General features: G+C 63.1%; 11 protein-coding genes, 1 other RNA gene and 1 pseudogene. 4 read left to right on the plus strand and 9 right to left on the minus strand.

Going from position 1 to position 14,434, the window contains the following annotated elements; translation table 11 throughout:
• Positions 1-4 precede the first annotated feature (4 nt).
• Complete coding sequence (gene rsmH, locus NKH42_RS19670) at positions 5-1,036, minus strand: 16S rRNA (cytosine(1402)-N(4))-methyltransferase RsmH (RefSeq protein WP_352505594.1); 1,032 nt, start codon at positions 1,034-1,036, stop codon at positions 5-7.
• Positions 1,033-1,491 (minus strand): division/cell wall cluster transcriptional repressor MraZ, encoded by a 459-nt coding sequence (gene mraZ, locus NKH42_RS19675; protein WP_254818997.1) that lies wholly within the window; start codon positions 1,489-1,491, stop codon positions 1,033-1,035. Before mraZ ends, rsmH begins: the two co-directional genes overlap by 4 nt.
• Positions 1,492-1,897: 406 nt before the next feature.
• On the opposite strand from mraZ, the gene NKH42_RS19680 reads away from it, so the two are divergent.
• Complete coding sequence (locus NKH42_RS19680) at positions 1,898-3,013, plus strand: cystathionine gamma-lyase (protein ID WP_352505592.1); 1,116 nt, start codon at positions 1,898-1,900, stop codon at positions 3,011-3,013.
• A 109-nt stretch (positions 3,014-3,122) separates the two neighbouring features.
• Here NKH42_RS19680 and NKH42_RS19685 read toward each other — a convergent pair.
• The 6 genes and pseudogenes from NKH42_RS19685 to NKH42_RS19710 all read right to left on the minus strand — a co-directional run.
• Positions 3,123-3,203 (minus strand): annotated as a pseudogene (locus NKH42_RS19685) (type II toxin-antitoxin system RelE/ParE family toxin); the annotation flags it as partial.
• Positions 3,204-3,247: 44 nt separating this feature from the next.
• Positions 3,248-3,646: RNase P RNA component class A (rnpB, locus tag NKH42_RS19690), an RNA gene on the minus strand.
• Positions 3,647-3,705: 59 nt separating this feature from the next.
• A complete protein-coding gene (locus NKH42_RS19695) occupies positions 3,706-4,449 on the minus strand; it encodes a lytic transglycosylase domain-containing protein (RefSeq protein WP_352505591.1) in 744 nt (247 codons plus the stop codon).
• A 185-nt stretch (positions 4,450-4,634) separates the two neighbouring features.
• Complete coding sequence (locus NKH42_RS19700) at positions 4,635-5,402, minus strand: N-acetylmuramoyl-L-alanine amidase (protein WP_352505590.1); 768 nt, start codon at positions 5,400-5,402, stop codon at positions 4,635-4,637.
• The gene (locus NKH42_RS19705; protein WP_352974359.1) at positions 5,399-6,118 is read right to left on the minus strand and encodes a TerB family tellurite resistance protein; all 720 of its coding nucleotides are present in this window, start codon (positions 6,116-6,118) and stop codon (positions 5,399-5,401) included. The genes NKH42_RS19700 and NKH42_RS19705 overlap by 4 nt, the downstream gene beginning before the upstream one ends.
• Before the next feature lie 237 nt (positions 6,119-6,355).
• Positions 6,356-6,562 carry a hypothetical protein gene (locus NKH42_RS19710; protein WP_023721215.1) on the minus strand — a complete coding sequence of 69 codons (207 nt, stop codon included), beginning with the start codon at positions 6,560-6,562 and terminating at the stop codon, positions 6,356-6,358.
• Positions 6,563-6,735: 173 nt separating this feature from the next.
• Here NKH42_RS19710 and NKH42_RS19715 point away from each other — a divergent pair, with 173 nt between their 5' ends.
• From NKH42_RS19715 to NKH42_RS19725, 3 genes are all read left to right on the plus strand, one after another.
• Positions 6,736-10,611 carry a hydantoinase B/oxoprolinase family protein gene (locus tag NKH42_RS19715; RefSeq protein ID WP_352687654.1) on the plus strand — a complete coding sequence of 1,292 codons (3,876 nt, stop codon included), beginning with the start codon at positions 6,736-6,738 and terminating at the stop codon, positions 10,609-10,611.
• Between the two features lie 82 nt (positions 10,612-10,693).
• Entirely contained in the window at positions 10,694-11,941 is a 1,248-nt protein-coding gene (locus NKH42_RS19720; RefSeq protein WP_352505588.1) for a BtaA family protein, read from the plus strand.
• On the plus strand, positions 11,938-12,603 hold the full coding sequence (locus tag NKH42_RS19725; RefSeq protein WP_352505587.1) for a class I SAM-dependent methyltransferase: 666 nt from the start codon (positions 11,938-11,940) through the stop codon (positions 12,601-12,603). Before NKH42_RS19720 ends, NKH42_RS19725 begins: the two co-directional genes overlap by 4 nt.
• Positions 12,604-12,811: 208 nt before the next feature.
• Here NKH42_RS19725 and NKH42_RS19730 read toward each other — a convergent pair whose 3' ends face one another.
• Entirely contained in the window at positions 12,812-14,191 is a 1,380-nt protein-coding gene (locus tag NKH42_RS19730) for a serine hydrolase domain-containing protein (protein ID WP_352505586.1), read from the minus strand.
• Between the last annotated feature and the right edge of the window lie 243 nt (positions 14,192-14,434).

The raw sequence follows: 14,434 nt of genomic DNA on the forward strand, positions 1-14,434 counted from the left end.
GTGCTCACCTCTCTCCCGGTCGATCGGCGCCGGGAAGCTTTGGGCCAGGCAGTTTTGGCAGGCCGAAAATCGAAAAATCGCCGGCACGCGCCGGCGCCTCTGTACGGATCGCAGCGCGCAGCCTTGCCGAACGCGCCCGCGGATTTGCCGATATCTCGGCATCGCCAGGCGTCACGCCGCCGCCCTTCTTGCTGAAGGTGGCGGTGCGCGCCTGGGCCTCGGGCAGATGCCGCGATCCGGTCGCTGAATCGGCTCTGTCGGCGATGAAGCGCTTGACAATGCGGTCCTCCAGGGAATGGAAGGTCACCACGGCAAGCCGCCCGCCCGGTTTCAGCGCGCGCTCGGCGGCAAACAGTGCCTTGGCCAGTTCGCCGAGCTCGTCATTGACGAAGATGCGCAGCGCCTGGAAAACGCGGGTGGCCGGATGGATCTTGTCTTTTGGCGCGCGACCGATATGCGTCTCGATGGCATCGGCAAGGTCGAGCGTGCGCTCGAAGGGGCGTTTTTCACGACGGCTTTCAATCATGCGGGCGATGCGCCCGGCATGGCGTTCCTCGCCAAGAAAACCGAAGATGCGGGCAAGATCGCCCACCTTGAAGGTGTTGACGACGTCGGCGGCGCTCAGGCCCGCCTGCGCCATGCGCATGTCGAGCGGTCCATCGGCCTGGAACGAAAAGCCGCGCTCCGGCTGGTCGATCTGCATGGAGGAGATGCCGATGTCGAGCACGACGCCATCGGCACTTTCAACCTGTTCGTCGAGCGTCGAGAACGGTGCCTGGACAAGCCTGAGCTTGCCGCCGGACTGCTGTTCAAGGGCCCGCCCCGCCGCGATCGCATCCGGATCGCGGTCGATTGCGACGACCGAGGCTCCGCTTGCCAGAATGGCCTTGGTGTAGCCGCCGGCACCGAACGTGCCGTCGACGATCACCTCGCCTTTTGTCGGGGCCAGCGCCTCCAGAACTTCGGCAAGGAGGACCGGAATGTGGCGGGCTGGTCCGCCAGCGGCATGAACTTCATCGCCGTCGCCCGCCATCATTCCGGCCGCTCCCCGGGCTTCGTCCCCTGCCGAAGCTGCAAAAGCCGGGCGCGTGCTTCCGTCCCATAGGCGCTGAGCCGTCCGGGCTCCCAGATCTGAAAGAAATTGCCGCGGCCAACGAAGGCCACTTCCGCTGAAATGCCGGTATGCTCGCGAATGAAATCGCTCATCGTGATACGGCCGTCCTGGTCGAGCTTCAGAAACGTTCCATCGCCGTGGCAGAAGAACGACATGTCGTCCGCCGTCTGCAGGAACGGGTCTTCCTGGGCGATGCGCTGCTCGTAGCGATCGAGCAGGTCGAGCCCACCGACATCCATCGCCGGGCGATCCAGGCAGCGTAGCGCATAAAGTTCCGAATAGCCGCGTTTCTGCACAACGGCACGGAAATGCGCCGGCACGGACACCCGTCCCTTCGCATCGATCCTGTTCACCGCGTTCGACAGAAACCGGTCCATTGCGCGTTACGGCCGCTTGCGCCGCCGCACCCCTCTGCATCTTCCTGTCCGCGCCGCCCCAGCCCGGTCGGCGTCCAAAACCCACTTCGTTATGACGGGCGAACGCAGGCAAACGCGCAGCCGCCGCGGCTGCCCGATTGGCGTACGCTTCACCCTGACACGGAACGAAGGCTTGAGTATCGGAATGGGATATCATGGGGTGCTATGGGCGTCAACGGGAACAGTCTTCAAAACGCGCCTGCCACAACTGGGGAGAGCAGCTTTGACGGCACTCCCGTCTTTATCCTCTATTAAGCCTAACGAAGCGTTTAGAGCCGTGTGGCCCAACCGGAGCCGACTTGCTGCGGATCGCTGCCGCGCATAGCCTCGGCATCTCCTTTTCCGGTCAGTAACGAGGTTTGAAATCATGTCCGAAACAGCCAAGTCACGCGCCGCAGCACTTCCTCATCTGCGCCGCGGCGGGCTGGCCAAGGGCGACCCGATCCCCTTGCCCCTGACCATGGCCGCCATCTTTCATGCGCCCGGCGACGCCACCGGCTTCGATCAATATGGCCGCTTCAGCAATCCGACGTGGGATGCGGTCGAGCACATGCTGGCGCATTTGGAAGACGCCCCATGCGTTGCCTTTCCCTCGGGAATGGCTGCCATCTCGGCGATATTTTTCGGCCTGCTCAAAGCCGGCGACCGTATCCTGCTGCCGTCCGACGGTTATCATACGACGCGAGCGCTGGCAGACCGTTTTCTGAAATCCTTCGGCGTTGCCTACGATGTCCGGCCGACGTCGAGCTTCCTCGACGGCGGCTTCGACGGTTATCGGCTTGCCTTCGTCGAAACACCCGCCAACCCAGGACTGGAAATATGTGACATCGCAGCCGTCGCCGAAGCCGTGCATAGAGCGGGTGCGGTGCTTGTGGTCGACAACACGACGATGACACCTTTCGGCCAGCGCCCGCTCGATCTCGGCGCCGATATCGTCATTGCTGCCGACACCAAGGCGCCAAACGGCCATTCCGATGTGCTGTTCGGCCATGTTGCCAGCCGCGACGCGGACATTATCTCGAGGGTGACCGACTGGCGCGAGACGTCGGGCGCCATCCCCGGGCCGTTCGAGGCATGGCTGGTGCATCGCGGTCTCGAAACGCTGGACGTGCGCTTCGACCGCATGTGCACTTCCGCCGAAATGATAGCGCGACGGCTGAAGACCCATCGCGCGATCAGCGGCTTGCGCTTTCCGGGACTGGAGAGCGACCCATCGCACAATCTTGCCCGCGCGCAGATGGAGCGCTTCGGCTTTCTCATCTCGTTCGTGCTCGCCTCGGAGGACAAGGCCGAGGATTTCATCAACAACTGCGCGTTGATGCAGGCAGCGACATCGTTCGGCGGCGTACACACCTCGGCCGAACGGCGATCAAGAAGGGGAGATGCCGTACCGCCCGGCTTCGTTCGCCTGTCGGTCGGCTGCGAGCCGGTGGAAGAGCTTTGGCAGGCGATCGAGGCGTCGCTGGACGCAATCGGTGGCTGAGCCGGCGTCGATCTTGCGCCGGCCGTGCAGCACGCGAATGATTTTCGATCGCCTCTTCGCGGACATGATACAAGGTGAGGTATTCGCCGACGATCAGGTGACGGATTCCGGTTGCGATGTCTTCGCGCGGCTCACCTGAGAAGGGATAAGTGGCCACTTGCTGCCAGCGGGCTTCGATTTGATCGAGCAACCGATCGGCCGCAGCCTCGCTGTCTTGCGCGACATGGGTAGAAAACTGCCAGCTGGCCTGTAAGCCGGGTTCTGTATGGCCCTCGCCCCTTGCGGTGCGAGAACGCGGCGGCCATTCATCTTGGGCGCATGTTGCCATGCGCCTCACGCAACCTACCCGGACGGTGAGCCGGAAACAGCCCCCGAGGGTTTCCCCTCGCACCGTCCCTATTCGGTCTTGCTCCCGGTGGGGTTTACCGTGCCGCTCCTGTTGCCAGTCGCGCGGTGGGCTCTTACCCCACCCTTTCACCCTTGCCACGATTGGATCGTGGCGGTTTGCTTTCTGTGGCACTTTCCCTGGGGTCGCCCCCGCCGGCCATTAACCGGCACCGTGTCTCCATGGAGCCCGGACTTTCCTCACCCGCAGCCTTTCGGCTTCGCGGGTGCGGCCGCCCGGCCAGCTGGCAAGGCGTATAAAGGGGTTCGGGCCCGAAAACGCAAACGAAAAAGCAAGTTATCCCTTGTCAGGCGGGCGCTCCAAGCGCTGCCAGCTGCACCTTGACCTTGCCGCAATAGGCTGCGGACACCGGGTTCATCCGTGTGGCGGCGTGGCCGGCATTGTATTTCAGGATCGTGCCGCAGGTCGTGCCGCCGCCGAGATCCCGCGCCATGGCTAGGTACTTCATGCCGTATTTGATGTTGGTATCGGGATCGTAGAGACCCTGAACCGGACCGCTATAGCCCATCATTCTTGCCGTCGCCGGCTTGATCTGCATCAGGCCGATCTCGCCGGCGCTGCCGACCTGGTTCGGCTGGTAGTTGCTTTCGATCTTGATGACGGCATTGGCGAGCGACACCGGCACGCCATAGCTGGCGGCATAACGCGCAATGATCGCCGAATACTGTCCGCCGCCGTCGACAACCGCCGCCTGGGGCGCTGGCCTGCTCTTCGGAGCGACTGACGCCGTTGCCATGCGGTCGATGCGTTTGCGGTTACGCTTCAAATGCTGTTTGGCGATTGTTTTTCTCGCAGCGGTTGGCCCTTTCGCGGAGACTGGCTTTTTCGTCCTTACCGCGGCCGCTTTTTCCACTTTCGCGGTGGCGGTCTTCTCTACTTTTGCACCACCCTTCGGCATGGCGGTTTTGCCGGCTGCGGCACTGAAGCCCTGATCGGCCCGCTGGCTCAGCGGTGCGCTGTTTGCCGCACTGAAGGCAAAAGTCATTACGCCGGCAGCAATGGCTGCCGTTAAAACGGTCAATTTCTGCATGTGATCCTGTTCTGTTTGATCCGCACAAAGAACTTCGCGCAGATACCCTCAATCAACATCGGAACATCTGGGGGGATAGACGTCCGACAATCTGTACGGATCGCCTTTGACAATGGAATTGGCGCCAAACAAGGCGACGCAAGTCACTTTGAGTAACAGATTGTAACTTTTAATCTGGCAAAAGGTTATTTGAGAGAGGCTATCCTTACGGAAGCGAGCAGCCTTTCCAGCGTGCGGATCGTCGATCCGTCAGCCACGCCGTCGACCAGGCGCTGCCGGAAATGCCGTTGAAATGCCTCGACCACGATTTCGGTCTGCCGGTCGAAAGCGCCGGTGATCTCGACGCCATAACCATAAAGCGCCAGCATCGACTGCAGTGCCTCAATATCGGCGCCGGTATCGCCTGGCCTCAGCACGGCGCCGCGCCGGATCGGTGCTGCCGGCACAACATGGCCGATGCCGGCGGCAAACAAGGTCTTCCATGGAAATTTCTCGCCCGGATCGACCTTGCGCCCGGGTGCCACGTCGGAATGGGCGAGCACCCGCTGGGCCGGAATGGAATGGCGCTCGACGATGCCGGCACACAGGCCGATCACCGCGTCGATCTGCGGTTTTGGAAAGTTGCGATAGCCGAGCGTATGCCCCGGATTGACGATCTCGATGCCGATCGAGCAGGAGTTGATGTCGCTCTGTCCGAACCACGAGCTCTTGCCGGCATGCCAGGCGCGGTCGCTTTCCCTCACCATCTGAACAATGCGGCCGTCCTCATGGACCAGATAGTGCGACGACACCTCGCTGGCCGGATCGCACAGCCATGCCTCGGCAGCGGCCCCGGTTGCCATGCCGGTGTAGTGCAGCACGATCATATCGGGTCCGGGCATCCCGCGTCTTGGTCCGAAATTCGGCGATACCCTGACCTCGGCGCTCGGCTCGTCGGGCGGAAAGCCGCTCATGCGTGCCGCAGGCCTCGCTCGATCATTTCATAGGCCGCGTTGATCGCCGCCAGCCTGGTCGTCGCGATCTTGATGAATTCCTGCGGCAGGCCGCGTGCGATCAGCCGGTCCGGATGATTGTCGGAAACCAGCTTGCGGTAGCGCCTGCGGACCTCCTCGAACGGCTTCCCACGCTCGATGCCGAGCACGACATAGGGGTCGGCGGCACCCAGATTGACATGCCGCGCCAGGATGCTCTGGTAATGCGCCTCATCGATGCGGAAGATCTCGGCGATCCGGTGCAGGAATTGGCCCTCGCGCTCATGCACCAGCCCGTCGGCCTTGGCGATGTGGAACAGCCCGTCGAGTATATCCTCCAGCATCAGGCAGTTGGTATGGCCCGAACCGCAAAGCTGCGCCATCCGCTCGGCATAGGTTTCGAAACCGGCAATGTCGCGTTTGGCCAAATCGTAGAGCCGCGCCACATTGCGCCTCTGTTCCTTCGGCACCTCGAATATTTCCTGGAAGGCGCGCACCTCGTCTTGCGTGACGATGCCGTCGGCCTTGGCCATCTTGGCCGAAAGCGCGATCATCGCCACCGAGAAGGCGACACGCCGGCGCAAATCGGCATCGCCGGAGAAAATCGTACGCACGGCTTCGACCACTTCGGCGACGCCTGACGACGCTGAAGATGAAACGCGTGTGACGAAGTCGCCGAGGCGGTCCCAAATCGACATGGGGGCTTCATAGGACCAACCACCCATCGCTATCAAGCCAAGACAGTGCCGCAGGGCTGGCCCAATCGATTTGGCGGAATGCCTGAGACGGCTAGCGCTAGTGCTTGCCCATGGAAATCGGCAGACGGAAACCGCTGCACGCAAACCCGCGTCGTCGCACTCGGCCACAATGCGCGGGTATCGTAAGCAGCAGAAAGGCCGGCGTGTGAGGCCGGCCTTTCTTGGTTGTCACGTTGACTACTGCGCCGGGGCAGCCGGCGCAGGTGCCGGAGCCGGAGCCGGCTCGGCAGGCTTGTTGGCGTCAGGAGCAGCCGGCTTCATCGTCTGGTCGGATGCCGGCGGGTTGGTGCTCTGCGTCGTGGTGTTGTCGGTGCCGCTGTCGCTGCAGGCCGCAACGCCAAGCAAGGCAAGCGCCGAGACCGACGCAAGAATGAGTTTCTTCATGATTATCTCTCCTCTAATCACGCCACCGTTGCCGGCGACGATCGAGGGCACAATGCATCAGCGCATGATGAGTTTCGTAACGTTGCGTTTCCGCGTGTAACATCAAGCGCTTGGCAGTACAAAGCGTTGAGCACTAACAGGATGCCTAAATGAAAATGCCCGGAGGCGCTGCCATGACCGCAAAATGGGATTTCTGGATCGACCGCGGCGGTACCTTCACCGACGTCATCGGCCGGGACCCGCAAGGCGGGCTGCATCCAAGGAAACTCCTTTCGGAAAATCCCGAAGCCTATGCCGATGCAGCCATCCAGGGCATTCGCGAACTGCTCGGCGTCCAGCCCGGCGCCCCGATCCCCTCCGCGCTGATCGGCGATGTCAAGATGGGCACCACGGTCGCCACCAATGCGCTTCTCGAGCGCAAAGGCGACCGCGTGCTGCTGCTCATCACCAAAGGCTTCCGCGATGCGCTGAGGATCGCCTATCAGGCCAGGCCCGATATCTTTGCCAAGCAGATCATCCTTCCCGAACAGCTCTATGAGCGTGTCGTCGAAATCGACGAACGGGTTCGCGCCGACGGCAGTATCGAGCGCCTGCTCGACATTGCTTCCGTACGCCCGGCTATTGAGCAAGCCAAGGCGGACGGCATCGATGCGGTCGCGATCGTCTTCATGCATGCCTGGAAACACCCCGAGCACGAAAAGGCCGTCGCCAAAGTCTGTCGAAAGCTCGGATTCTCCCAGGTCTCGGTCAGCCACGAGGTCTCGCCGCTGATCAAGCTGGTCGGCCGCGGCGACACCACGGTGGTCGACGCCTACCTGTCGCCCATTCTGTCAAGATATGTGCAGAAGGTGGCGAAGGAGCTCGGCGTCCTCTCCCCCCTCGAGGGGGAGATGGCCGCGCAGCGGCCAGAGGGGGTCATCTCAGAAGGCACCGCCAGAACGTTGAGCACTGCCGCAACGACCCCACCCGGCGGCTTCGCCGCCACCCTCCCCTCGGGGGGGAGGGAAAGCCCTCGCCTCATGTTCATGATGTCGTCGGGCGGCCTCACCGCCGCCGACATGTTCCAAGGCAAGGACGCGCTGTTATCCGGCCCGGCCGGCGGCGTCGTCGGCATGGTCGAGACGGCAAAACTCGCCGGTTTCGGCAAGGTCATCGGCTTCGACATGGGCGGCACCTCCACCGATGTCGCCCACTATGATGGCGACTACGAGCGCGCCTTCGACACCGAGGTCGCCGGCGTGCGCATCCGTGCGCCGATGATGCGCATCCACACCGTCGCCGCCGGCGGCGGCTCGATCCTGCATTACGAGGCCGGCCGCTTTCGCGCCGGGCCGGATTCGGCCGGCGCCAACCCCGGCCCGGCCGCCTATAGGCGCGGGGGCCCGTTGGCCGTCACTGACGCCAATGTCATGCTGGGCAAGCTGCAGCCCGAGTTCTTCCCGGCTATTTTTGGACCAGGGCAGGACGAACCGCTCGACGTGCAGACGGTTCGCGAAAAATTCACCGCGCTTGCCGCCGAGATCGGCGACGGCCGCTCGCCGGAAGCCGTCGCGGAGGGGTTCGTCACCGTCGCCGTCGAAAACATGGCCAACGCCATCAAGAAGATTTCCGTGCAGCGCGGCTACGACGTCACCGAATACCTCCTGAACTGTTTCGGCGGCGCCGGCGGCCAGCACGCTTGCCTGGTTGCCGATGCGCTGGGCATGGAGGCGGTGCTGATCCATCCGTTCTCCGGCCTGCTATCGGCATACGGCATCGGCCTGTCCTCTGTATTTGCGTCACGCCAGCAGGCGCTGCTGAAGCCGCTGGTGGAGGACTCCGGGGCGGCGATCGATGAACTCATCGCAACGCTGCGCAAAGCCGTCATCGACGAACTCGCCGCACAAGGCATCGCCGAAGACGCGGTCGCCTCGAAGCCGGTGCTGCAGGTCCGCTATGACGGCACCGATACCGCGCTGCCTGTGAACTTTGGTCACGGCTCGATCGCGCAAGCCAAGACGGACTTCGAATCGGCGCACAAGGCGCAGTTCGGCTTTGTCTACGACGACAAGCCGATGATCGTCGAATCGATCGGCGTCGAAGGTACCGATACCGGCGGCACCGGCCGCGATGAAAGCGATTCAGTTGTTGCAGATATGGCCGCAAGTCCTTCCGGGAACCGGAAAATCTTTGTCGACGGCGTCTGGCGCGACGCTGGCATCTTCCCTCGCGAAACGCTGAAGCCTGGTAACAAGATCGCCGGCCCTGCTTTGATCATCGAGCCGAACCAGACCATTGTCGTCGAGCCGGGCTGGCAGGCCGAGATCACCGCCAAGGACCACGTATTGATGCGGCGCGTCGAGAAGAAGCGCCGGCACGCCGCACTCGGCACCGAAGCCGATCCAGTGATGCTGGAGGTCTTCAACAACCTGTTCATGTCGATCGCCGAACAGATGGGCGTAACGCTGCAAAACACTGCCTATTCCGTCAACATCAAGGAGCGGCTTGATTTCTCCTGCGCCGTCTTCGACCGGAACGGCGCGCTGGTCGCCAATGCACCGCACATGCCGGTGCATCTCGGTTCCATGGATCGCTCGGTGGAGACCATCATCCGGCTCAATGCCGGCGACATTCACCCCGGCGACGTCTTTGCGCTGAACGCGCCTTACAATGGCGGCACGCATCTGCCTGATATCACCGTGGTGACGCCTGTTTTTTCCCTCCCGCTTGAGGGGAGGATGGCCGCGGAGCGGCCCGGTGGGGTCATCTCAGGAGGCACCACAAGAGTGTCGAGCACTGCCGCGGCGACCTCCTCCGCCGCCTTCGGCGGCACCTCCCCCTCAAAGGGGGAGGAACCCCTCATCCTCTTCTACGTCGCCTCGCGTGGCCACCACGCCGACATCGGGGGCACCGCGCCCGGGTCGATGACGCCGCTTGCCACCACCGTCGACGAGGAAGGCGTGCTGTTTGACAATTTCCGCATCGTCGATCGCGGCCGGTTCCGCGAGAAGGACCTGGAGACGCTGCTCACCGACCACCCCTACCCGGCGCGCAATCCGCACCAGAACATCGCCGACCTCAAGGCGCAGATCGCCGCGAACGAAAAGGGCGTCGCCGAGCTGCGCAAGATGGTCGCGCATTTCGGCCTCGATGTGGTCGAAGCCTACATGGGCCATGTTCAGGACAATGCCGCCGAAAGCGTGCGCCGCGTGCTGGAGCGGCTGCCCGACAGTTCCGAATACGAATATCCGACCGACACCGGGCAAAAGATCACAGTGAAGATCACTATCGACCGGCGGAAGCGCGAAGCCACCGTCGACTTCACCGGCACGTCGCCGGTCATGAAGAACAATTTCAATGCGCCAGAGCCGGTCGCCCGAGCCGCGGTGCTTTATGCCTTCCGCGTCATGGTCGAAGACAACATCCCGATGAATGCCGGATGTCTGCGGCCGATCAACATCATCATTCCCGACGGCTCGATGCTTAGGCCCACCTATCCCGCGGCAGTCGTGGCCGGTAATGTCGAGACCTCGCAACATGTCACCAACGCGCTGTTCGGCGCCATGAAGGCGATGGCCAATGCGCAAGGCACGATGAACAATCTCACCTTCGGCAACAAGCAGTACCAGTATTACGAGACGATCTGCTCGGGCTCGCCGGCCGGCCGGATGAACGACGGACGCGGCTTTGCCGGCACCTCCGGCGTCCACACCCATATGACCAATTCGCGCCTGACCGATCCGGAAGTGCTGGAACTGCGTTTCCCGGTATTGCTCGAGGATTTCCATATCCGCGAAGGCTCCGGCGGCAAAGGCAAATGGAATGCCGGCGACGGCACCAAGCGCATCATCCGCTTCCTCGAAAAGATGGAATGCGCGATCCTGTCCTCGCATCGCAGCCACCCGCCGCGGGGGCTGGACGGCGGCGGTGATGGCGAGACCGGTTCGACCAAGGTCCGCCGCAAGACCGGCGCGATCGAGACGCTGAAAGCCTGCGATCAAACAGTGCTCGACGCCGGCGAGGCAGTCATTGTGACGACACCCACCGCAGGCGGATTTGGCGAGGCCTGAACTCGCTTCAACAGGTTGTCACCGGCCTGTCATCCACCTGCGTTACCCGCTTGCGGCAAAGCAAACGGGGAATCGCGTTGCCATGACGGACATTTCTGGGGAACTGGTTTTTCGCCGCGGCAAGGAGGTCGGCAAGGCCGTCTACCAGAACCGCCCGCTGTCGAAAGCTGGCATCTCCGAGCGCTTGTTCGCCTTCCTGTTCTCCGGCCTTGTCTACCCGCAGATCTGGGAAGACCCCGAAATCGACATGGACGCGATGCAACTCGGCAAGGGCCACCGCATCGTCACCATTGCCTCCGGCGGCTGTAACATCCTCTCCTATCTCACCCGGTCGCCAGAAAGGATCGATGCCGTCGACCTCAACGCCGCGCATATTGCGCTGAACCGCATGAAGCTCGCAGCGGTGCGTCACCTGCCGTCGCAGGGCGACCTGTTCCGTTTCTTCGGTGCGGCTGGGACCGGGCACAATTCGCAGGCCTATGATCGCTTCATCGCACCGCATCTCGACCCCGTCAGCCGCCATTATTGGGAGCGCCGCAACTGGCGCGGTCGTCGCCGCATCGCTGTCTTCGACCGCAATTTCTACCAGACCGGCCTGCTTGGCCTGTTCATCGCCATGGGCCACCGCACCGCAAAATTCTTCGGCGTCGACCCGGCCGGCATCATGGACGCCAAGAGCATCGCCGATCAGCGCCGCTTCTTCGACGAAGAGCTGGCGCCGGTCTTCGAAAAACCGCTGCTGAAATGGGCGACCTCGCGAAAAGCCTCGCTGTTCGGCCTCGGCATTCCGCCGGCCCAGTACGATTCGCTGATCACCTCGGGTGACGGCACCATGGCCAGCGTGCTGAAGGCACGACTGGAAAAGCTCGCCTGCGATTTTCCGCTGAAGACCAATTATTTCGCCTGGCAGGCTTTCGCCCGCCGCTACCCTAATCCGGGCGAAGCCGCCCTGCCCACCTACCTCGAAAAGCGCAACTACAAGACGATCCGCAACAATGTCGATCGCGTTGCCATCCACCACGCCAATCTGATCGAGTTCCTTGCCGGCAAGGATGCCGGCTCGGTCGACCGCTTCGTGCTGCTCGATGCACAGGACTGGATGACCGACGGCCAGCTCAACGGGTTGTGGGCCGAGATCACCCGAACCGCCTCGACAGGCGCCCGCGTCATCTTCCGCACCGCAGCGGAACCCAGCCTGCTGCCCGGCCGCGTCTCGAATTCGCTGCTCGACCAGTGGCGCTACGAGAACGACGCCTCGCGCGAGTTTTCGGCCTGCGATCGCTCGGCCATCTATGGCGGCTTCCATCTCTATGTGAAGCGGTCCGCATGAGCACGACCGAATTGCCGGCCAGCCATGCCGAACTGATGGACGGTGTCTACCGCTGGCAGCGTCATATCTACGACCTGACCCGCAAATATTATCTGCTTGGCCGCGACCGGCTTATCGCCGGACTGGATGTGCCGGCCGGCAGCACGGTGCTCGAGCTTGGCTGCGGCACCGGCCGCAACATTGTCCTCGCTGCCCGCCGCTATCCCGGCGCGCGCTTCTTCGGCCTCGATATTTCGGCCGAGATGCTGGAGACGGCCACCGCCGCCCTCGCGCGCGAAGGCCTCTCCGGCCGCGTCACCCTGGCGCGCGGCGACGCCACTGATTTCGACGCAAAGGCGCTGTTCGGCGTCAAAAGTTTCGACCGCGTCTTTATCTCGTATTCGCTGTCGATGATTCCCGGCTGGGAGAAGACGGTGTCTGCGGCACTTGCTGCCCTGTCACCGGGTGGCTCGCTGCACGTCGTCGATTTTGGCCAGCAGGAAACCTTGCCCAGCTGGTTCCGCACGCTGTTGCGCGGCTGGCTGAAAAAATTCCACGTCGAGCCGCGTGAATCGTTGCGCGCGGTTCTGGATTCGGAATCTGGAAGAACCGGCGCAAGCTTCCGTTTCCAAACGCTTTGTCGCGGCTATGCGTGGCTCGCCGTGATCGGCCCAGGTCGATAGCCAGGATGTGTTGAGATTCAGGTCAGGCCAAGTCGAAAACGGGGGTTCCGAGAACCGGAGCGGAGCGTCCTTTTGGGTACGTGAGCACCGGCCTACGCCGGCCGTAGCCTTAACTGCCACGACCGCTCATGAGTGCTTTGGCCGGCGAAGGCCGCAAGCGCAGGAAACCGCCGTTTTCGACTTGGCCTGACCTGAATATCGATACAGCCTAATGCAGCGCCTTGACCAGCGCCGCCACCATTGCCTGCGGCCGGTAGCCGAGCCTGGCCGGCGTCAGGCCGAGCCGCACCACAACCAACTGCTCCGAGGGGACGATGGCGACCGTTTGCCCGTCATGCCCCTCCATCCAATAGGTGTCCTTGGGCAGGCCGGCGGCAATGCCGGCGCCGGGGTTTTCTTCGTCGCCCGGTCCTTCGATCCATAATTGCCCCTTGCCGTAGACCTTCGAGGCAGTTGCCGGTTCCCGCATCCAGTCGACGAAGCCGGCGGGCAGTATCTCTTTGCCGTTCCAGACGCCGCCCTGCAGCAGGAACTGGCCGAAGCGCGCCCAATCGCGTGCCGTGGCATAGAGATAGGACGAGCCGACGAAGGTGCCGTGCTCGTCGGCTTCAAGCACCGCGCTGTGCATGCCGAGCGGATCGAACAGCGCGGCCCTCGGCCAGGCCAGCGCCTTGTCCTTGTCGCCGATCGCGTCCTGCCACAATCGGGACAGCATCACCGCCGTGCCGCTCGAATAGGAAAACACCCTGCCGACCTCGCCGGTCAGCGGCTTGGATCCGGCAAAGCCCGCCATGTCCGGTTCGAGATAGAGCATACGCGTCACATCGGCGACGTCGCCATAATCCTCGTTGAATTCCAGCCCGCTCGACATCGCCATCATGTCGGCGAGGCTGATCATGGCGCGGCCATCTCCCTTCCAGGGACCGAACAGGCCCTGGTTGGTCATCGCCAGCTTGCCGCCCTTCACCAGCGTGCCGACGATCGCCGCATTCACCGTCTTGGTCATCGACCAGCCCAATAGTGGCGTCTTCTCGGAAAAGCCGTCGCCATAGCGCTCAGCGACGATGCGGCCGCTCTTGACCACCACCACCGCCCGCATCCCGGCGCCGGTCATTGCTGGATCGTCGAGGACCTTCACGACCTCGAGATCCTGGGAGGCACCGACATCGTCGCCTTCCGGCCACATCGCATCGGGCAGCGGCGCCGGCGTCGGTGGAGCGCCGGCGATAGCCTTGGCGGCGGCAATATCCCCGTCGGGAACCGAGGCGCAGCCGAGCCCCTCGCGAGCGACCGCGACACTTTTGCCGAGCGCGCCGAACAGGCCCGCCGAAACCGTTCCCTTCTCCTTGTCCACCGACACCCTCATCAGCTTCAGCAGCGGATGACCCGGCGCCTGCACATCGACGGCGAGCACGTCGTTGGCGTCGCGCCCGGCGATGAAGACGTTCGAGCAGACGATCTTGGCCGCATAGCCGGAACCGACGCGGATCAGTTCCGGCGGCGCGAAATACAGCCAGCCGGCGAGTATCGCGGCGGCCAGCATAGCCAGGCCGAGCAGCCATTTGATGAACTTCAAAAGGATCTGCATTTTGAGTTCCCCCGGCGCGCTCGATCTATGTCATCGATTTGCCGCCATTGTTTCGGCAAAATCGCGGCTCCTGTCGAGCGCCGTCAACCGAATATCAACCATGATCGGCGATCACAGGTGCATGTCGCCCAAAAGCGCGCAGCGGTTTTGGGACCACGACATGCACAGACAAAAGAGCCAAGCGCGTCGAAGCGACGCGCTTGGACAGACCGGGCGATCCTGTGGGGTGACCGTCCGGCGGGG

The sequence above is a fragment of the Mesorhizobium sp. M1142 genome (genome assembly GCF_040318565.1).
GTDB lineage: Bacteria > Pseudomonadota > Alphaproteobacteria > Rhizobiales > Rhizobiaceae > Mesorhizobium.